Source organism: Thalassovita sp. ABM4_323, assembly GCF_056158665.1.
Genome location: NZ_JBSWTS010000007.1, coordinates 1,763,094 through 1,781,652, shown reverse-complemented (window position 1 = coordinate 1,781,652; position 18,559 = coordinate 1,763,094). Strand labels below are relative to the sequence as shown.

Here is an 18,559-nt window from a genome sequence, read left to right as displayed (position 1 = left end):
TTCATGTGACAGACGCCCTGTCCTCGCAAATCTAGGCTTTGATTCTAGCGCGATTCCCGGCACCGGGCGGCGCGCGAAAGCAAAAAGGAAACGCGGCCAGCAGGTCGCTGGGAGGACATCGTGAGACGTAGAACCTTTGTGGGAGGCCTGGCGGCCAGTCCCCTCATAGCCAGTCCCTTGCCAAGTTTGGCAAATACAGAAAAACCGCAATTTGACGACCTTGGGGTGATGGATCCACGCTGGTCCGGCGCGCCGATGCCGAGCGCCAGACAGACTGTGACTCTGGCCCTTGATCCCGCGCAAACCTGGTTCTCGGCGCTGGCTCCGCGCCTGGACGATCCCAAGGCCCGCATTTCGGGCGCGACACTGGGGGACGCGGTGTTTTGTCTGCGCGTTCTGGCGGCCGACAAGGGCTGGCACCTGATCGCCCGCGACAGCGCTGGACGGCTGGTGCCTTCGGCCACCGAGGACCTGACCGCGGGCTACACCTGGTCCCTGGCTCCCAACAGTCACCCATCGAACAAGGGGATTGTCTGACATGGTTTACATGATCCCGCCCGGCATGACCGAGGCTGATTTTTCCACCGCACTGGATCGTTTTGCCGCCGTGGTCGGCCCGGAATGGCTGTTCTCGTCCGAGGACGACATGGACACCTATCGCGACAGCTATTCCCCGTTCTGGGGCGCAGAGGACGAGCGCCTGGCTGCCGCCGCAGTCGCCCCCGCCAACGTGGACGAGGTGCAAGAGATCGTGCGCATCGCCAACGAATTCAAAGTGCCGATCTACCCGATCTCGACCGGGAAGAATCTGGGCTATGGTGGCTCGGCGCCGAACCTGTCTGGCTCGGTCGTTGTCGATCTCAAGCGGATGAACAAAATCATCGAGATCGACCCCGTGCGGAACTTTGCTGTTGTGGAACCCGGCGTCAGCTATTTCGATCTGTACAACTACATCCAGGAAAACAACCTGCCGCTTTGGATCGACTGCCCTGAACCCGGGTGGGGCTCGGTGCTTGGCAATGCCGTCGATCGCGGGCTGGGCTATACCCATCAGAAATATCGCGACCATTTTGGTGCGCATTCTGGCTTCGAGGTGGTGCTGCCCAACGGCGAGTTGATGCGCACCGGCATGGGCGCCCTGCCCGGCGCAACGACCTGGCAAGACTACAAATACGGGTTCGGCCCCTATCTGGATGGCATGTTCACCCAGGGCAACTATGGCATCGTCACCAAGATGGGAATTCAGCTGATGCCCCAACCCGAGGCCCTGTCGGTCCTGGTGGTCGAGGGGCGAAAATACTCGGACATCATCCCGCTGGTCGAGGTGCTGAACAAGCTTGAAGCCGAGGGCATTTGTGACGGGCTATCGCAAATCTCCAGCCCGGTCTCGGGCCCGTTTGGCACGCCGCAAAATGCGGACCTGACAAAGACCCTGGCCAAACCGGGCGGCCCGACCGACGACGAGATCGAGGCGCTTTCCGGTGACAAGAACTTTTGGGCGATCCGGCTGTTGTGCTATGGCCCCAAAGCGGTTGCTGCCGCGAAGCTAGAGCATGCTCGTGCCAAGTTTCTCAAGGCGCTGCCGACCGCAGAGTTTCCCTTCGAAACTCAGTACAGCATCCCACTGAGCCCGGAAGAATCCGATAAGCTGGACCCAATTACCTTCCACGAAGACCGGAAAGTGAACTTTGGAATTCCAAACCTTTCGACCTTCCTGATGGGGGCGCGATCTCCGGTATTCCCGACGCCCAGTGACGGGCATATCTGGTTCTCTCCGGTGATCGAACGGACCGGCCAAGGCATCATGAAAGCGCAGAACATCTTCTGCGGTGTCTTCAGCCAGCTGCCGGTTTACAACGGTCTGAATGCGCCTTTGCCGCTGTGCTATTATGATCGGGCCTTCATCATGATCTTCCCGGTGATGTTGGACAAATCTGACATCGATGCGAACCGGGCACGGCTGGGGTATCTGCAAAGCCTCGTGCAACTTTCCGCTGCGAACGGATGGGGCGAATACCGCGCCGCACCAGCGTTGCAGGACTTCATCATGGACACCTACAGCTTCAACGACCACGCCTATCGCAAGCTGTGCGAAACCATCAAGGACGCCGTTGATCCCAATGGGATCATTGCGGCCGGACGATATGGCATCTGGCCCAAAGACATGCGGGAGGCATAAAGCAATGAGAACTCTACTGACATGTGCAACCTTGATGGCAACCCCGCTGGCCGCACAGGACATGGCGCAAATCGGCCAGGGCCAACAGGTCTATCAGCACTGGTGCGCGCCCTGCCATGCCAACAGCACGCACGCCCCGGGAACCGTCGCTCTCTACTTCAAATATCAAGGGGACGTGATCCCGGTCTTGGAAGCCCGCGACGACATGGATGAGGACATGCTACGGCATTTCATCCGCGAAGGTGTTTCGGTCATGCCAAGCTTTCGCAAGACCGAGATCAGCGATGCCGACATCACGGCAATCGCGGCCTATCTGCAAGCCAGCTCGGCCGCGTTCAAGGCGCAACAGGCGGCCAAGTAGATCTCTCAAAGGCGCGCGGATTTTCGCGCGCCTGAATGAGCAACTGTTCCAGATTGTTTCCCTCTGACGCCGGGGGCCCCCTTCATCCCGGCACGACAACAGCACTTGCATTGGATGCGTATTTGCACGACTGTGCGAATATTAGGAGCTGGGAGGAACAGATGACCTATCGCATAACCGCTGCTGTGGCACACAGCCATGATCGCCCACTGACCCTGGAAGAGCTGGAGCTTGCAGATCTGCAAGATGACGAAATTCTTGTGCGGATCGTGGCCACCGGGATTTGCCATACAGATATCGTTGCGATGCAGGGGCGCATGTTGACCCCTCTGCCAGCTGTCCTTGGGCACGAAGGCGCGGGCATCGTCGAAGCCGTTGGCGCGAAGGTGCACACGCTTGGGCAAGGTGATCAGGTGGTTCTCAGCTATGACAGCTGTGCGCAATGTCCGTCCTGCAAGGGAAACCACGCATCGTTCTGTCAGGACTTCGGACCTCGCAATTTCGGCGCGACGCGGCCGGATGGCTCGGCCACAATCCTTCGCCCTGGGAAACAGCCTTTGGCCGCGACATTCTTTGGCCAGTCTTCCTTTGCCACACATGCGATCGCGCGGGAACGCAACGCGGTGAAGGTCGATGTCGGGGACGACCTGCATTTGATGGGGCCGTTGGGATGCGGTCTCCAAACCGGCGCGGGCGCGGTCATCAACGCTCTGAAGGTTACCCCCGGCAGCAGCTTTGCGGTCTATGGCTCTGGCGCCGTTGGGTTTGCGGCCATTCTGGCGGCCCTGGCCCAGGGCGCAAAGACCGTCATTGCCGTCGACCTGAACGATCAAAGGCTCGAGTTCGCGAAAACTCTGGGGGCAACCCACACGTTCAACGGCGCCCTGCCCGACCTGGTGGATCAGGTGAAGGCCGCAACCGACGGGCGTGGAACCGAGTATGCGCTGGATACCACCGGGGCGCCCCCTGTTATCCGAAACGCGGTGTCGGCGCTGGCACCAATGGGGGCCTGCGCAATTCTCGGCGCGGCCCCGCCCGGCGCTGAATTATCTTTTGATTACAGGGATATCATGGTGAACGGCAAACGGCTTCAAGGCGTGATGATGGGCAACGCTGATCCCGAAACCTTCATCCCCTATTTGATCGATCTCTGGCGACAGGGGCGCTTTCCCTTCGACAGGCTGTTGTCGTTCTATCCGTTTCACGACATCAACGCAGCCATCGCCGCAGCCGAAGACGGAAGCGCGATAAAGCCCGTGCTGCGCATGAGCTGAGCTCTCATGACGATGGAGCAAAGACGACCCCGGTCTTTTGCAGGGTCTGGATTGTCTGTTCGTCCCGCTCCAATTGCCTGAGAATGTCGACTGTCCCTGCACCTGCTGGCATCGCAGGACGCGGATCAGCGACCTGAGAGCGGCTAAAGCGCGGGGATGGCGAAGGCTGCAAGCCCCCGTCCACCTCTGTATAGGTGGCGCGCGCTTGCGTATGGGCATGTGTCTCGGCCTCTTGCGGCGTCAGGACAGGCACAACACAGGCGTCAGATTGGGCGAAAATCTCTTCCCATTGCGCCCGCGTCTTCGAGGCAAATATCGCTGCGTATTCGGCCCGTTGTTGGGGCCAGGACAGGCGATCCTCGCGGTTTGCTGCCAATTCAGCGGGGATCTGAGCCTTTGCCACAAGCTCGGCAAAAAACGGGGGTTCGATCGCGGCAACCGAGATGAACTTGCCATCTTTGGTTTCGTATACACGATAATAGGGCGCCCCCCCGTCCAGCAGGTTGGCCTCGCGGGTTTGCGTCCATCTGTCGTTCGCAGCGAGTGTCCGGAAAACGCCGGAAAAGGCTGTGACGCCTTCGACCATGGCCGCATCCACCACCTGGCCCGCCCCGGATATCGATCGTTCAAAAAGCGCTGAAAGCACCCCAAAGATCAGAAACATGGCCCCGCCCCCATAATCCGCCACCAGATTCAACGGCGGCATCGGAGGACGGTCAGCTCCGCCCATCATGTGCAGCAATCCGGTCAGGGCCAGATAGTTCAGATCATGCCCAGCCTGTCTGGACAAGGGCCCCTGCTGCCCCCATCCAGTGATCCGTCCGAAAACCAAACGGGGGTTTCGCGCCATTGCGGCCTCGGGCCCCAGGCCAAGCTTCTCCATCACGCCGGGGCGGTACCCCTCGATCAGCACATCTGCGTGTTCAATCAGATCAAGCACAAGCGCAACTCCGTCGGGCGTTTTCAGGTTCAGCGCCAGGCTTTGTTTGTTGCGATTGTTGATGTCGGCCGGTCGCGGACCCCCGGCCGCGCGTTCGATCACGATCACCTCTGCGCCCAGATCCGCCATCAGTTGGCCCGCCAACGGGCAAGGCCCCAAACCCGCCATTTCAATGATCTTCAAACCGTGCAGTGGACCCGCCATATCCAGGCTCCTTTGTCGTATGTATACCCAATGCCCATGCGCGACCCTGGCCCCAAAGTCGGCCTATTGCCCCCCTTGGCGACGCGCGGCAAACACCTGCAGAGAATTCAGGTGGAACTGGGTGGAAAAACACGCCGCCTGGGCAGAGGCCTCCAGCTCGGACATGCCATCAACCCCTGTTTCGAACGCGCAATGAACCATTTGGCGGGTCAGTGACAGGGCAAGCTCGGACGTGCGTGGCAAGGACGCCGCAAAGGCACAGGCAGCGTCAAGGAACCCATCGCCCGAATGCTCCTCCAGAACCAGTCCAAGCCGAACAGCTTCGGCCGTGCGAACCCGGCGACCTGTCAGCAAAATCTCTTTGGCGCGCTGCTGGCCGACGCTGCGCGTCAGGCTCCAGGCCAGATTGCAATCGGGAACGGCGCCCAGGCTCAGGAACGGCGCACAAAAATACGAACGTCCCGTGGCCAGCAGAAAATCACCCGCCAGCGCCAAGCCAAACCCCGCCCCGATGGCCGGGCCATCAACAGCCATAACGACGGGAAAGGGCAATCTTCGCACTTGATCCAGCAGTTGCTGCAATACCTGCATCCGCGCATAGGTGCGCGCCGAGCGATTGTCTGGATCGTCCTGATGCCGTTTCAAAATGGCCCCAAGATCGCCGCCCGCGCAAAAGGCTTCGCCGCTCCCGGTCAGCACAAGCGCTTGTGTCCGTTCGGACATCCGGACTTGGTCCAGCGCCCCCTCTATCGCCCCAAGCATGTCTTGCGACAGGGCATTTTTGCGGTTTGGGTCGTTCAACCTGAGAACCGCAACGGCGCCGGATATGTCCAGCTCGACCAGGTCGCTCTTGGTTTCAGGCATTAATCCTCCTCCCCAATGAGCTTACTTTCGGGCGTTGATCATGGCCCGGCCTACGATCTCTCTCATGATTTCCGAGGACCCGCCCGCAATGCGGCTGGCGCGTGCGTCGACCCAGGCTTTGCCGATCGGGTACTCGGTCGTGTAGCAGTAGCCGCCAAAAAACTGCATGAGCGTGTCCAGGCCGCGGCCCAGCCGCTCGGTTGAGAACATCTTGGCCAGGGCCGCATCGGCGCTTTCCAGCTTGGCGTTCAGGTGCAGCTCAATGCATTTGTCCACCAACACCCGCATGGCCACGGCCTCGGCCTGAACCTCGGCAAGCTTAAAGCGCGTGTTCTGGAAATCGGCCACCGTTCGCCCGAAGGCCTTGCGATCGGTGACATAATCCAGGGTCCATTCCACTGCGGCCTCCAGCGTGGCGGCGGACCTGACACAGGTCAGCAATCGTTCCTGTGCCAATTCCTGCATCAGATATTGAAATCCACGCCCTTCTTCGCCCAGCAGATTGCCCGCAGGGACCCGAACGTCATCAAAGAACAGCTCGGCCGTGTCCTGCGCTTTGCCGCCCAGTTTGCTTAGGACATTGCGGCTGAACCCCTTGCTGTCGGCTGGCACAAGGATCAGCGACAGGCCCGCCGCGCCGGACTCGGGCCCGGTCCGGCAGGCCAGCACCAGAAGATCGCAGGACCCGCCGTTCGAGATGAACACCTTTTGGCCATTGATGACATAATCGTCGCCGTCCCGGCGCGCTGTTGTGCGGATGTTTTGCACGTCCGAGCCCCCGCCCGGCTCGGTCATCCCGACGGCGCCGATGGCCTGACCGCTGGCCATTTTGGGCAACCAGTGATCCCGCACCGAGTCCGTGGCGAACTTCAAAATATAGGGGGCCACAATATCCGAATGCAGCCAGAACCCCGGCCCCGATGCATTTGCGCGCGCCAACTCTTCGGTCACGATCAGGGAATAGCGCAGATCGGCCCCTGCCCCGCCATATTTCTCGGGCAAGGTCGCACACAGCAGCCCAGCCTCGCCCGCCAGCAACCACGCCTGGCGATCTACGGCGCATTCTTGTTCCCACCGGTCGTGGTGCGGCGTTATGTGGTCCTGAATAAAGCGGCGCACCGAGGTTCGGAAAATCTCGTGCTCGTCTTCGAAAACGGTCCGGGTGAACATGCGTCGGACTCCTTTGGGTGTTAGCTCAATAGGTTAGGCAAGAAGGTCGCGATTGCCGGAAAGGCCAGCAGCAGGCACAGCCGCACGGCATCCGCCGCCAGAAAGGGCAGAATCCCGCGAAAGATCACCGGCAATCCCAGATGCGGAGCCGAGGCATGCATAACGAAAACATTCAGCCCGATCGGAGGCGTGATCGCGGCGATCTCGATGATCATGACGTTGACGATGCCCCACCAGATCGGATCAAAGCCCAGGTTCAGGATCAGCGGAAAAACAAACGGCATCGTCAGCACCATGGCCGCCACCGCATCAAACACCGCGCCCAGAAACAGATAGACCAGCAGGATCAGCATGACCGCCATCATGGGCGACAGCTGCGCGTCGATGATGGCCCCTACGATGACATTGGGCGCATCCGTCAGGGTCACGAAATAGCTAAGGATCCCGGCCCCGATCACCATCAGGTAAATCATGCCCGTCACGGCCGCTGAATCGCGCAGAATGGTCAAAAGCGCGGGAACCGATGCGCCTTTGGAAAACAGCTACAAAACGAAGGTTGCCATCACGCCCACCGCTGCGGCCTCGAGCACGGTTACGATCCCGGCGTAAATGCCGATTGTGACGATCAAAAAAATCAGGAATGCGCGCCAGGCCTGAAAAATCGACGCAAGGCGCTGGCCCCAGGGGGCTTGTTCTCCGCGTGGGGCGGCCTTGGGGTAAATCGCCCCGTAAATCCCGATCGTGACCATATACAGCCCCGCCGAAATCAATCCCGGAATGATCCCGGCAAAGAACAGATCGATCACGAATTGCTCGGTCAGGACGGCATAGATAACCATGATGATCGACGGAGGGATCAGGATCGCCAGACTGCCACCCGCGGCGATGCTGCCCGCAGACAGGCTTTGGCCGTATCCTCTGCGTTCCATCTCGGGCAGCGCAATTTTCGCCATCGCCGCCGTGGTCGCAACAGAGGATCCGCTGATGGCGCCAAAGCCCGCCGACCCGCAGACCGTTGCCGCCGCCAGACCGCCGCGCCAGTGCCCGACGAAGCGCGCCGCAACATTGTAGAGATCACTGGTAATGCCCGCCGAGGACGCGAACGAGCCCATCATCAGAAACAGCGGGATCGTCGCCAGATCCGCATTTGACAGCACCGTCACGGGCTCGATGGACAGGATCGATACCGCGGGGCCGGTCCCCAGCATCAACGAGGTTCCGACAAACCCGACAACCGCCATCGCAACCCCGATGGGCATCTGCAACGCGATCAGCGCGAACATGCCAGCCATGCCCGTCAGGAACCACAGGATCGAGTGATCAATCATGGCCACCCCCATGGGGCGCGCCCCGGACCGTCAGCGTCAGGGCCCCGGCCAACAGAAAAGAAACCGCTGTAAAGCCCCAAACCGGCCAAAGCGGCACCGAATAAAACACGGTCAGCGCGTTCAGTTCGTGGGCCTCGAGCGTATAGCGAAACTGCTGCCAGGCGACCGCGCCAAGGAAGGCCGTCAACGCCAGACGCCCGAATAGATCCAGCGGTGTTTCCAGAAACCGAAACACCCGCCCCAAAAAGCGCAGCGACAAGTGCGACTGGTGCAATGAGGCCAGCGGAAAGACCAGAACAAGCGCCGAAGGCAGCAGCAGCTCGGATGCGTCTGACAAGAAAAGGATAGAAAATCCTAGGACATAGCGGCAGAACACATTCACACCCACCAACAGAACATAGCTGCCCAACAGAATGCCCGAGGCAAGCGCGATGCCATTTCCCAATCGGGGACCTATGCGCATCTTTGCTCTCCTTGAGGGTGTGGGATGCGGACCAACCTGCGCCGATACCCGTTCATTTGCTCTGTGCCTTGCACCTTGCCTCTCCTCCCTTTGGGGGTCTCAGGTCTGCGCCTGACACCGTGCAACCAAGTATGAAAGAGAGCGCCAGCACACGGAACGGATACTCGGGATGCGTCCAAATCTTGGACGCTGCGCCGGGGCACCGGGCATCTGTCCCTAGTTATAGACAGGGGGCATTTCCCGGCGACATCCCTGCTCTAACTGGCGTTCGATCATCGCGACGGTGTCGGAAACTTTGGGCAAGTTTTGGTCCACAGCGCGGGCCAAAGTCGTGACCGCAAGCATCACCTGAACGGTCAGATACACCCCTGTTTGGCCTTCTTCCCCGATCGGCACGGAAAACGATCCTGTTCGAGGCACCATGCCGTTTTCGCGAAACCCAAAGCCCAGGCTTTGGGATTGTTTCACAATGGCCTTGATCGCATCCGGTGTTTCCAGCCGGCAATCTTTGCGCGTCGTCTTGCGACACAGACGGTCAATAATGGTGTCGCGGGTGGCTCGCTCCATCCGGGATAAAAACGCCCGTCCGGCGGAAAAATGGGCCATCGATAAATGGCTGCCCTGGCGCGCATATCCCAAGGACCGGTTCGATTTGCAGACCACCCGTGTGACCATGGCGTCCTCGCCGACCGAGTGCAGATAGCACGGCCAATCGATCTGTTTGCTCAGCTCGCGCGTCAGCGGCTCCGCGGCCTCCAGGGCTTCGATTGCGGGGTCGTATCCTTTGCACAGGTTCGTGACCCTTTTGGACGGGCTGAAATACGAACCGCCCCCGATCTGAACGGCGAAGCCCTCTTCGACCAGGGTCATCAGGAACCGGTGCGCCGAGGGGCGCGGCATATTCAGGTGCTCGGCCACCTCGAGCGCCGTTGCAAATTTCAACGCATTCAATACCTCGAGAACATGCAACCCTTTGATGTGACCCTTTACCAGCGTACCCATCGAAACTCCTCCCTCGTCGTCAACGAACACGGTCTATCCAAGCGGCGTTCCCCCGCGCAGCAGCCTATATTTTCGCCAGCTTGTTCAACAACTTAAGCAAATGGATATAGTCCTCGCGGCCGAAGTCCGAGGCAATCTGTTGATGAATTTTCTGGGCTTCTTCGACCAGCGGCCCCATCAGGGTAATGCCTTCCTCGGTCAGGCCGACAATCCGGGCGCGGGCGTCGGTTTCGCACAGGCGGCGCTCGGTCAACCCGCGCTTTTCCAGCGCGCTGAGAATCCGGCCGACGCTGACCTTGTGAATACAGGCGCGGGCGGCCAAATCCACCGAGGTCAACTGAACGCCATGCCCAGAGCGATGCTCGTCATACAGAATGCGCAGCAACCGCCATTGTTGTTCCGAGAAATCCTCGCGGTGCAGGATCGGTCGGAACCGAGACACAATCGCCTCGCGTCCACGCGAACAGGCAATGGCCAGCGAGCGGTCAAAGAATTTCAATCCGCGCAGATTGAAGTTGGCGCTTTCCAATTCGGCAAACAGGTCTGCGGTTGACGGCACGCCGTCTTCTTCGGCGGCCAGATCGGCATTCGCCTGTGTCTGCTGGTCTGTTGTCATACCGAATCCTCCTTTGCCACTCTGGTGGTGTTGCGGGCTCAGCCCTGCGTGGGCGCCGTCCGGGCCTGGGCCTGCCCCGTGCCGATGCGCGACAGCACAAACACCAACGCCCCGATCGCCGCAGCGCTGATCGCTTGCCCAAGCAGATTGTCGGCAAACCAGGCCGGGGCGCTCATCACGATCAACCCGAAGGCCGTCATTCCCAGTGCGTACAGGCGTTGCGGGACCGCCTTCCAGGGGGTCGCGACCATGGACATTTTCAACGCAAACGCCGCCGCGATCACCGTGACAACGGCCAGCACGATTTGCGCGGGGCTGCCCTCTAGAACCAGGGCCGGATTGTAGATCCACACGAAAGGCAGAATATAGGCCGTCACCCCGATGCGCATGCCCAGGAACCCGGTTTCCCACATCCCGGCCCCCGCCAAGCGCGAGGCCACGATGCTGCCAATCGCAATAGGAGGCGTCACCATGCTCATCAATCCGAAATACAGCAGGAACATATGTGCCGCGATCGGTTTGACCCCGAAATCGACCATCGACGGTGCCACCACCGTCACCAGCACCACATAGACAGCGGTTGTCGGCATCCCCATCCCCAGGATCACCGCGACAATTCCCGCCAGCAGCAGCAGGGCAAACAGCCCGAACTCGACCGCCACATGCGTCAGCGCCAGCGACAGCTGGAAGGCAAAACCAGTCGAGCTCATCAACCCGATGATGATACCCGCCGCGCCACCAATCAGCAGAAGCGGCGCAAATTGCTGACCCAGGGACAGGCCGGCGTTCAGTAACCCTCGGAAATCGAAACGGGTGCGGACTTTCAGCGCGTGGATCACCAGCATCAGGCCCGATGCCATCAGCGCCGACAGCCCCGCATTAAAGCCCGTTCCGAACAGCAGGTACAAAAGAAAGCCCAGCGAAATCAATACCTCCCACCCGTCGCGCAGCGTTCCCACGAACGAGGGGATTTCGTCTTTTGGCATTCCGACAAGGCCGTTCTTGATGGCCATAGCGTCCACTTTCATGAACAGGACCAAAAAATACAGCAGGGCCGGGATCGCAGCGGCTGCCACAATTTCCGAGTACGGGACCTGTAGCATCTCGGCCATGATAAAGGCCGTCGCCCCCATGATTGGGGGGGCGATTTGTCCTCCGTTGGACGCGACCGTTTCCACCGCCGCCGCCTGAGCGCGCGACAGGCCCGTGCGGATCATCAGCGGGATGGTGAAGACGCCCGTCGACATGATGTTGGCCACGGTTGAGCCGGACATCGATCCAAAAAAGGCCGAGGCTACGATGGCCACTTTGGCCGGTCCGCCACGACGGCCACCAACGGCCGCCAGCGCCAGGTTGTTGAAAAAGGTCATCCCGTTGGCAAATTCCAGAACCTTGCCAAAAACCATGAAGGGCAGAACGATGGTGACGATCACCCTCAGCACCAACCCCGGCACGCCGTTGCTGTCCGCATACAGGTATAGAACGGTGCGGGTTGGGGCCAGAACCGAGGCTTTCAGCGTGCCCGGCAGGGCGTCTCCGAACAGCCCATAGGCCACAAAGACCCAGACCAGACAGGCAATAACCAGACCCATGGATTTGCGCAGAGCCTCGGCCAGCAAAACCAGGCCGACCAGCCCCGGAATCCACATATCCGGCGTCCGAAAAGCCAGCGTGACCATCCATTCCTTGAAGTTCCACGCATACCAGAACCAAGCCGCCGCGCCCGCCAGGGCCAGCAGGATGTCCAAAGCAATGAAACGTTCAGAATAAGGGTTGGACAGCAAGCCAGCGGCCACGCCCAGCCCCAGCACCACCGCGATGACCTGTTGCGTGACCAGTGGCGCGCCATAGATCTGCGGCAGGTTCAGCGCCCAGATCACGCCGATCAGGGGCGCAAGCACCCAACAGATTGTCAACAAAAGGGTCTTCACAGAGTGCATAGGGTGTCCTGAGAAAGTAGGGTCAATTTAGCTGGTCAGATTGCCCCTGCCAATTTCACGGCAGGGGCGTTGGTGCGTGGTCCAAGACGTGGTCTTAGAAACCGTCTTGGTTGGCCTGGTGGGCGTCGCTCCACAGCCCGATTTCTTTGAAGAAGCGAATGGAACCCGGGTGATACGGGATCGGCGGGTTCTGAATCGCCAGGGCCTCTTGGGCGACACCGCGAATGGGGCCGATATCGCCTTGCAGCTCTTTCCAGTTTTCATACAGGGTCTTGGTCAGCTCATAGGCATCCTCGTCCGACAGGGCGTCGCTGCCGACCAGCATCGCGTCATAGGACAGAACCTTGGTGTCGCCGATGATATGCGGGCGTTTCTTGGTTTCCTTGGCGACGCCAGCCGACAGCCCCGCCACACGATCCGAGAAGAATTCAGCCGAGCCGTCCTTGCCATAGCCAACGATCCGCAGGCCGCCATCCACCGAGGCATTGGCCTCGACCAGAACAGGCATGGTGGTGGCCACAGGGGCGGCATCCGCGCGTCCTTCGACAACGGCCTTGATCCCATCCATCAGCCCGCCACTGGTCAGAAAGGTCACGTCATCGCGCGACAATCCCCCCGAGGCCAGTAGCGCCTCGTTGATGATAGTCAGGGATTGCGCAGCGGGGATTTCCCCCATGATCCGTTTGCCCGCCAGGTCATCGGCCGTCATGATCCCCGAGTCCGCCTGCGTGACAAACGAATAGGAAATATTCCAGACCTTGGCCAACACCCGCAGGTTGTCCAGCTCTTTTGGAAAGGCGGCTTTCCCGGCATAGGCCAGACCAGCGTCAACGGTGGTCGAAATCCCCAGCGTCACCTCGCCAACCGCGATGGAGGGCAGATAGACCGAGGACCCAGAATAGGGCTGGGCGTTCGAGCGAATGCCCAACTCTTCCTGGAAGAGTTTGGAAAACCCGCTGCTGAGCATATAGGCCACCGAGCCCGAAGGGTTCGACCCGATGGTGATTTCCTTTAGGTCAGCCTGGGCCGGCGCAGACAGAAGACAGGCCGTGGCTGCACCGATAAAGGCGGTTTTGATGGTGTTCATTTCTTCCTCCCGTACGATCTGTTTCCTCAACCAGATCGTAAACAAGTTTACTAAGTTTGGTGATTCTCACAAATACTTTTTTGTTCACCTCCTAAGTTTCTGTATTTGCGAATTTTTCAGAATGGCCTTGTCAGTGGCCACTCAGACTTGGCGAATGCTGCCCGTGTCGGGCGCTTCCGATGATTCTGGCGCTGTGCACGCAGCATCAGCGACCCGCCCGTTGGCAGAATGGAGCCGCCCTAGGTCCAATAGGCGGCCCGAAGTTCACGTTTCATCAACTTGCCCGAGGCGGTGCGCGGCAACGCCTCTGAAAAGTCCAGCGATCTGGGCAGCATGTAGGCGGCGATCTTCTGGGTCAGAAAGTCCTGAATTTGCTGCGCCAGATCGGCCCCCGGCTGCTGGCCCTCGACCAGTTCGACCACGGCTTTGACCTCTTCCCCCATGTCCTGATTGGGCACTCCGAACACCGCCGCGTCTGCGACCGCAGGGTGTAGGACCAGGGCGTTTTCGATGATCTGAGGGTAAATATTCACCCCGCCGGAAATGATCGTATGGGCTTTGCGATCCGTCAGAAACAAGAACCCATCCGCGTCCACATACCCCACATCGCCAGCGCTGACCCAGGTGTCGTGGACCGGATGCCGGGCGGCGCGGGTCTTGTCGGGATCATTGCGATACTGGGCGGGTGCTCCCTTGCTGACAAAATAGATCAATCCCTCTTCGCCAGCGGGCATTTCGGTGCCATCCTCGGCGCAGATCCGAACCCTGTCTGGCGCGGCCAAGGCGGCCGCACCGGGGCGGCGCAGCCAATCCTCGCACCGGATGGGCAACAGCCCGCCGTCCGTTGCGCCATAGAATTCGTGGATGATCGGCCCCCACCAGTCGATCATCGCCTCTTTGATCTCGCGCGGGCACGGGGCCGCGGAATGCACGATGCTGCGCAGGCTGGACAGATCATAAGCAGTGCGATCCGCCTCGGGCAGCTTCAGCATCCGAACAAACATCGTGGGGACCATGAAGGAATGGGTGATCTGGTAGGTCTCGATATCCTGCAACGTGCGCAAAGCATCGAATTTCCGGGTCTGAACGATGGTGGCACCCAGACTATGCGCCGCCCGCAAAAACAGCATCGGGCCGCCGTGATACATCGGGGCGGGCATATACAAGACCATGTCCTGCGACAGATCAAACGCGGGCGCCATCAGGGGCAAGAAGTCCCATTCAGCCTTGATGCTTTGATCGGGCAATGCCCGCATCACGCCCTTAGGGCGGCCGGTCGTCCCCGAGGTATACATCATCGTCGCCCCGGCTCCGACATCGGGCAGCGGCGTGGCCTGAAAGGCGGTCAGGATGTCGCCATAGTCCAACCATCCTTGCGGCGCCCGCCCCACCATCACCCGGTTTGGGCAAATGTCCTGAAGGTTTGGAATGGCCAACACGGTCTGGCGCAGCGCCTGAGACACGAACAACGCACGGCATTGGCTGTCTTTAAGAACATAGGCCACATCATCCGCGGTCGCGTAGCGATTGATGGTGGTCACGTAATACCCGGACCGCAGCGCCGCCCAGATGACATCCATATAGTTGATATGGTTCTCCATCAGGATGGCGATCGTGTCCCCGCGCTTCAGCCCTGCGACCGACAGGAACTGGGCGATTTTCAACGCGTTGTCATTGACCTGCGCATAGGTGGCCATCTCGCCCGTTTCGGCGATGATCAGCGCGGGTTTGTCGGGCGTGCGCTCGGCATGGGTTCCAAGAAACATCAGGGGGCCTCGTTGCTGAAAATGATCGTGCCGGCAGCGGCGAACATGCCACCGACTCCATGCGCCACGGATATCCGCGCGCCCTCGACCTGGGCGTCTGCTGTGCCCCGCAATTGCCGGACGCTTTCTTGTAGGGCGTACATGCCGTACATGCCCGAATGCATGTAGCACAGCCCCCCGCCATTGGTGTTCACCGGCAGCGATCCCCCAGGGGCGGTTTGCCTGCTGGCGATGAAATCACCCGCCTCGCCCGGGGCGCAGAACCCAAGGTCCTGCAAGCCATACAGCGGCAAATGCGCAAAGGCGTCGTAGATCATCAGGTGATCCACATCGCGGTGCGCGATCCCCGCCTGGGCAAAGGCCAGCTGTCCGGATCGGCGAAAGGCACGGCTGCTGCTGAAATCGGCCATCTGGCTGATCATCGGCGCCTCGCTGCTTTCACCGGTTCCGATCACATAGACAGGTTTGGTCGGGAAATCCCTGGCGCGTTCGGCCGAGGTCAGGACCAGCGCTCCGCCCCCGTCGGTCAGGGGGCAACACATCGGCCTGGTAAAGGGATAGGCGATGGGGCGGGCCGACAGGACCTCTTGCGGGCTCAGTTGTTCTTTGTATTGCGCGCGGGCGTTCATCGCGGCCCATTCCCGTTGGACGGATACCACCTGTGCCAGCGCTTCGGGCGTCAGGCCGTTTTCTTTCAGGAACCGCAACACCGGCACAGTGAACATCGTGGGCGAGCTGATGGCACCAAAGGGTGCCTCGAACTGCCCGCCCAGTGACCCGGGATTGGGCGGCCACGGCAGACCGGAATTGGCGACCTGACTGCGCCCGCTTTCGCCATGAACCACCAGAACCGTATGGCACAGCCCCGCGCTGATCGCGGCGGCGGCATGGCGGACATGCAGCAGGAACGAGCATCCCCCAACGCCGGTGCCATCGATCCAGTCCGGCTTGACCCCCAGATAATGCGCCAGCTGTACCGGGCTGGCACCTGCGGTGGCAATTCCGTCCACATCCTCCACGCCAAGCCCCGCATCCGTCAGGGCTCGCAGGGCCGCATTCGCGCACAGGCCCAGCTGCGACAGACCCGGCACAACCCCGTATTGATCGGATTCAGCGGCTCCGACGACCGCGATAGCTGCTTGCGTCATATGAGATCCTCGGGCTGAAAGAACGGCAGAGCAATCTCGTCATTCTGCTCTACGAACTGCACACGAACCGGCATGTCCAATGGCAGATTTTCAGGGGTGATGTCGGTGCCGATGATGTTGCTCATCATCCTTGGCCCTTCGGCCAGTTCGACCACCGCCACGCAGTATGGCGGCGCAATCCCCGGCGTGGGCTTGTGGCTGATCACATAAGAATGCAAAGTCCCCCGCCCCGAGGCCACAATCACCTCAACATCCCCGGAGGTGCAGGACGGGCAAAACGGTTGCGGCGGAAAATAGGTCGTTTCACAGGCGCAGCAGCGCTGAAGCCGCAGCTCGCCGTGCTTTGCGCCCTCCCAGAAATGTTGGGTTTCCGGGGTCGGTTTGGGCAGCAGACGCCCTTGTTTCTTGGCTGGCTCAGTGGTCATGCGCGCACCTCTACCAAGCCGTTTTTCAGCACGATCACATCCCGGCCAACCGAGCGCGCCGTCAGCGCATAGCGGCCCGACCCCTGGTGATAGAACGCGAATTCCAGGGTCTCGCCGGGATAAACCGGCGCCGCATAGCGCAAATCCAGACGCTGGAACCGTGTCGCGTCATAGTCACACAAAGTGCGCAACACGGCATGACCCGCGACCCCAAACGTGCCCAGCCCGTGATAGATAGGCCGGTCGAACCCGGCGCGCGCAGCGATGGCCGGATCGATGTGCAAGGGGTTCAGATCTCCGCTTTGACGATAGATCAGCGCCGCCTGCGCGGGGATGGCCAAACTGCAGGTCAGATCGGGCGCACGTCTGGGGACCGGATGGGCTTTGCGCGGTTCTGCATCCTCGCCCCCAAATCCCCCATTGCCCCGCAGGATGAAACAGCCCGTGCTGGTGGCCAGATGCTTGCCCGTATCCTGATCGAAAATCTCGTTCGAAAAGTAGCAGGCCGCGCCCTTGTCTTGGCCGCGATCCACCAGCTGATCGATCTTGGCCTCGGCGCGCAAATGCCCGTCCACGGGCAGAACATCGTGCATCACCAGGCCGGATTCACCATGCAGCATCCGCGCGAAATCAATCCCGATCTCGGGGTCGCGCAGAAATTCCAGCGGGGCGCCCAGAACCATCGCCATGGTCGGCAGAACCCTGAGGTTTCTTTCGAAAACATAGCTCAGCTGGTCTTCGTCGGTTGGCTCTTGGCCCAGGCCGACACCCAGCGCGTACAGGATGCTGCGCCGGTCCGAGTTCTGCGAAACCCCCTGCCCGCGCCAGGCCTGCAGTTTTGTTGCGTTCAAGCTCATGGCGTGGGGTTCCAGCTGATGACGTCGCGGTGATGTTTCAGTTCGCTAAAGGCATCCCTGAACATCGGCAGCATCTTGTCCGAGAGCGCCTGCTCGCTCCATTCCTCGGCTCCGCTGTGCATCATCCGGTTTGGGCGAGGCTGATCGAACAGATACACCTCTTTGCCGCGCGCCCCGAAAATCTGGCCGTTCACGTTGCTGGCCAGATCGCTGAGCAAGAAGGTCACGATCGGCGCGATCTGTTCTGCGCGCGAATATTTGCGCAGCGCCTCCATGCGTTTCGCCATTTCTTCGGTCTTGATCGGAACGGTGGCAACCAGATCGCTCCAGGCCCAGGGGGCCACGACATTCGAGCGCACGTTAAAACGCATCATGTCCAGCGCGATTGAATTGGACAGGCCGACGATCCCCATTTTGGCTGCCGCATAGTTGGCCTGCCCGACACTGCCGATCAGCCCCGAGGCCGAGCTGAAATGCACAAAGGCGCCGTGGCCTTGCTCTTTGAACAGACCCGCAGCCGCGCGCGAAACGTTGAAATACCCCCTCAGATGCACCGCAATCACGGCGTCCCAGTCCGCGTCCGACATCTTGTGAAAAATCTTGTCGCGCAGGATACCGGCATTGTTCACGACCCCGTTCAGCCCGCCAAAGGCCTTGGTCGCGGTTTCGATGATCTGATCCCCTGCGCCGGTCTCTGCGATGTTGGTGCGATCGGCGATGGCATTGCCGCCGGCCTGTGTGATTTGCTCGACCGCCAGATCGGCCGAATACTTCGTCACGCCGGTCGCGTCCGTTTTCGACCCCAGATCGTTGACGACGACGTTGGCCCCCAACAGGGCCGCGCGTTTGGCGATCCCCAGACCAATGCCCTGCCCGGCCCCGGTCACAACGATTGTCTTGCCTTCCAGTATCTGTTCCATCTCAAGCTTTCTCTG

The 18,559-nt window shown here is 60.5% G+C and carries 17 protein-coding genes and 1 pseudogene; 4 read left to right on the top strand and 14 right to left on the bottom strand.

Annotated elements, in window-relative coordinates; genetic code table 11:
• Positions 1-255 precede the first annotated feature (255 nt).
• The 4 genes from ACXADQ_RS11260 to ACXADQ_RS11245 all read left to right on the top strand — a co-directional run bounded on the left by ACXADQ_RS11260 (position 256) and on the right by ACXADQ_RS11245 (position 3,814).
• Complete coding sequence (locus ACXADQ_RS11260; protein WP_475320375.1) at positions 256-537, top strand: hypothetical protein; 282 nt, start codon at positions 256-258, stop codon at positions 535-537.
• 1 nt (position 538) lies between these two features.
• The gene (locus ACXADQ_RS11255; protein WP_475320374.1) at positions 539-2,179 is read left to right on the top strand and encodes an FAD-binding oxidoreductase; all 1,641 of its coding nucleotides are present in this window, start codon (positions 539-541) and stop codon (positions 2,177-2,179) included.
• A 4-nt stretch (positions 2,180-2,183) separates the two neighbouring features.
• The gene (locus ACXADQ_RS11250) at positions 2,184-2,540 is read left to right on the top strand and encodes a c-type cytochrome (protein WP_475320373.1); all 357 of its coding nucleotides are present in this window, start codon (positions 2,184-2,186) and stop codon (positions 2,538-2,540) included.
• 161 nt (positions 2,541-2,701) lie between these two features.
• Entirely contained in the window at positions 2,702-3,814 is a 1,113-nt protein-coding gene (locus ACXADQ_RS11245) for an NAD(P)-dependent alcohol dehydrogenase (protein WP_475320372.1), read from the top strand.
• 4 nt (positions 3,815-3,818) lie between these two features.
• Here ACXADQ_RS11245 and ACXADQ_RS11240 read toward each other — a convergent pair whose 3' ends face one another.
• From ACXADQ_RS11240 to ACXADQ_RS11175, 14 genes and pseudogenes are all read right to left on the bottom strand, one after another.
• The gene (locus tag ACXADQ_RS11240; RefSeq protein WP_475320371.1) at positions 3,819-4,958 is read right to left on the bottom strand and encodes a CaiB/BaiF CoA transferase family protein; all 1,140 of its coding nucleotides are present in this window, start codon (positions 4,956-4,958) and stop codon (positions 3,819-3,821) included.
• 63 nt (positions 4,959-5,021) lie between these two features.
• Positions 5,022-5,822 (bottom strand): enoyl-CoA hydratase/isomerase family protein, encoded by an 801-nt coding sequence (locus ACXADQ_RS11235; RefSeq protein ID WP_475320370.1) that lies wholly within the window; start codon positions 5,820-5,822, stop codon positions 5,022-5,024.
• A gap of 21 nt (positions 5,823-5,843) precedes the next feature.
• Positions 5,844-6,992: an acyl-CoA dehydrogenase family protein gene (locus ACXADQ_RS11230; protein WP_475320369.1), complete on the bottom strand. Its 1,149-nt coding sequence runs from the start codon at positions 6,990-6,992 to the stop codon at positions 5,844-5,846.
• A 20-nt stretch (positions 6,993-7,012) separates the two neighbouring features.
• A pseudogene (locus ACXADQ_RS11225) lies at positions 7,013-8,275 on the bottom strand (TRAP transporter large permease).
• A 37-nt stretch (positions 8,276-8,312) separates the two neighbouring features.
• Positions 8,313-8,783: a TRAP transporter small permease gene (locus ACXADQ_RS11220; RefSeq protein WP_475320368.1), complete on the bottom strand. Its 471-nt coding sequence runs from the start codon at positions 8,781-8,783 to the stop codon at positions 8,313-8,315.
• 216 nt (positions 8,784-8,999) lie between these two features.
• The gene (locus ACXADQ_RS11215; protein ID WP_475320367.1) at positions 9,000-9,785 is read right to left on the bottom strand and encodes a helix-turn-helix domain-containing protein; all 786 of its coding nucleotides are present in this window, start codon (positions 9,783-9,785) and stop codon (positions 9,000-9,002) included.
• A 64-nt stretch (positions 9,786-9,849) separates the two neighbouring features.
• Positions 9,850-10,401 carry a MarR family transcriptional regulator gene (locus ACXADQ_RS11210; protein ID WP_475320366.1) on the bottom strand — a complete coding sequence of 184 codons (552 nt, stop codon included), beginning with the start codon at positions 10,399-10,401 and terminating at the stop codon, positions 9,850-9,852.
• 38 nt (positions 10,402-10,439) lie between these two features.
• Positions 10,440-12,341: a TRAP transporter permease gene (locus ACXADQ_RS11205; RefSeq protein ID WP_475320365.1), complete on the bottom strand. Its 1,902-nt coding sequence runs from the start codon at positions 12,339-12,341 to the stop codon at positions 10,440-10,442.
• A gap of 94 nt (positions 12,342-12,435) precedes the next feature.
• On the bottom strand, positions 12,436-13,428 hold the full coding sequence (locus ACXADQ_RS11200; protein ID WP_475320364.1) for a TAXI family TRAP transporter solute-binding subunit: 993 nt from the start codon (positions 13,426-13,428) through the stop codon (positions 12,436-12,438).
• 239 nt (positions 13,429-13,667) lie between these two features.
• Positions 13,668-15,194 (bottom strand): AMP-binding protein, encoded by a 1,527-nt coding sequence (locus ACXADQ_RS11195; protein ID WP_475320363.1) that lies wholly within the window; start codon positions 15,192-15,194, stop codon positions 13,668-13,670.
• Positions 15,194-16,342 carry a thiolase C-terminal domain-containing protein gene (locus ACXADQ_RS11190; RefSeq protein ID WP_475320362.1) on the bottom strand — a complete coding sequence of 383 codons (1,149 nt, stop codon included), beginning with the start codon at positions 16,340-16,342 and terminating at the stop codon, positions 15,194-15,196. Before ACXADQ_RS11190 ends, ACXADQ_RS11195 begins: the two co-directional genes overlap by 1 nt.
• A complete protein-coding gene (locus tag ACXADQ_RS11185) occupies positions 16,339-16,767 on the bottom strand; it encodes a Zn-ribbon domain-containing OB-fold protein (protein ID WP_475320361.1) in 429 nt (142 codons plus the stop codon). The genes ACXADQ_RS11190 and ACXADQ_RS11185 overlap by 4 nt, the downstream gene beginning before the upstream one ends.
• Positions 16,764-17,624 (bottom strand): MaoC family dehydratase, encoded by an 861-nt coding sequence (locus ACXADQ_RS11180; protein ID WP_475320360.1) that lies wholly within the window; start codon positions 17,622-17,624, stop codon positions 16,764-16,766. Before ACXADQ_RS11180 ends, ACXADQ_RS11185 begins: the two co-directional genes overlap by 4 nt.
• Positions 17,621-18,544 (bottom strand): SDR family oxidoreductase, encoded by a 924-nt coding sequence (locus ACXADQ_RS11175; protein WP_475320359.1) that lies wholly within the window; start codon positions 18,542-18,544, stop codon positions 17,621-17,623. The genes ACXADQ_RS11180 and ACXADQ_RS11175 overlap by 4 nt, the downstream gene beginning before the upstream one ends.
• Between the last annotated feature and the right edge of the window lie 15 nt (positions 18,545-18,559).

Excerpts from the sequence above, each read along its gene's own strand:
- ACXADQ_RS11175 (WP_475320359.1), bottom strand. The coding sequence starts at position 18,544 with ATGGAACAGATACTGGAAGGCAAGACAATCGTTGTGACCGGGGCCGGG.
- ACXADQ_RS11215 (WP_475320367.1), bottom strand. The coding sequence starts at position 9,785 with ATGGGTACGCTGGTAAAGGGTCACATCAAAGGGTTGCATGTTCTCGAG.
- ACXADQ_RS11240 (WP_475320371.1), bottom strand. The coding sequence starts at position 4,958 with ATGGCGGGTCCACTGCACGGTTTGAAGATCATTGAAATGGCGGGTTTG.
- ACXADQ_RS11205 (WP_475320365.1), bottom strand. The coding sequence starts at position 12,341 with ATGCACTCTGTGAAGACCCTTTTGTTGACAATCTGTTGGGTGCTTGCG.
- ACXADQ_RS11195 (WP_475320363.1), bottom strand. The coding sequence starts at position 15,194 with ATGTTTCTTGGAACCCATGCCGAGCGCACGCCCGACAAACCCGCGCTG.
- ACXADQ_RS11235 (WP_475320370.1), bottom strand. The coding sequence starts at position 5,822 with ATGCCTGAAACCAAGAGCGACCTGGTCGAGCTGGACATATCCGGCGCC.
- ACXADQ_RS11220 (WP_475320368.1), bottom strand. The coding sequence starts at position 8,783 with ATGCGCATAGGTCCCCGATTGGGAAATGGCATCGCGCTTGCCTCGGGC.
- ACXADQ_RS11260 (WP_475320375.1), top strand. The coding sequence starts at position 256 with ATGCCGAGCGCCAGACAGACTGTGACTCTGGCCCTTGATCCCGCGCAA.
- ACXADQ_RS11255 (WP_475320374.1), top strand. The coding sequence starts at position 539 with ATGGTTTACATGATCCCGCCCGGCATGACCGAGGCTGATTTTTCCACC.
- ACXADQ_RS11210 (WP_475320366.1), bottom strand. The coding sequence starts at position 10,401 with ATGACAACAGACCAGCAGACACAGGCGAATGCCGATCTGGCCGCCGAA.
- ACXADQ_RS11185 (WP_475320361.1), bottom strand. The coding sequence starts at position 16,767 with ATGACCACTGAGCCAGCCAAGAAACAAGGGCGTCTGCTGCCCAAACCG.
- ACXADQ_RS11200 (WP_475320364.1), bottom strand. The coding sequence starts at position 13,428 with ATGAACACCATCAAAACCGCCTTTATCGGTGCAGCCACGGCCTGTCTT.
- ACXADQ_RS11190 (WP_475320362.1), bottom strand. The coding sequence starts at position 16,342 with ATGACGCAAGCAGCTATCGCGGTCGTCGGAGCCGCTGAATCCGATCAA.
- ACXADQ_RS11245 (WP_475320372.1), top strand. The coding sequence starts at position 2,702 with ATGACCTATCGCATAACCGCTGCTGTGGCACACAGCCATGATCGCCCA.
- ACXADQ_RS11250 (WP_475320373.1), top strand. The coding sequence starts at position 2,184 with ATGAGAACTCTACTGACATGTGCAACCTTGATGGCAACCCCGCTGGCC.
- ACXADQ_RS11230 (WP_475320369.1), bottom strand. The coding sequence starts at position 6,992 with ATGTTCACCCGGACCGTTTTCGAAGACGAGCACGAGATTTTCCGAACC.
- ACXADQ_RS11180 (WP_475320360.1), bottom strand. The coding sequence starts at position 17,624 with ATGAGCTTGAACGCAACAAAACTGCAGGCCTGGCGCGGGCAGGGGGTT.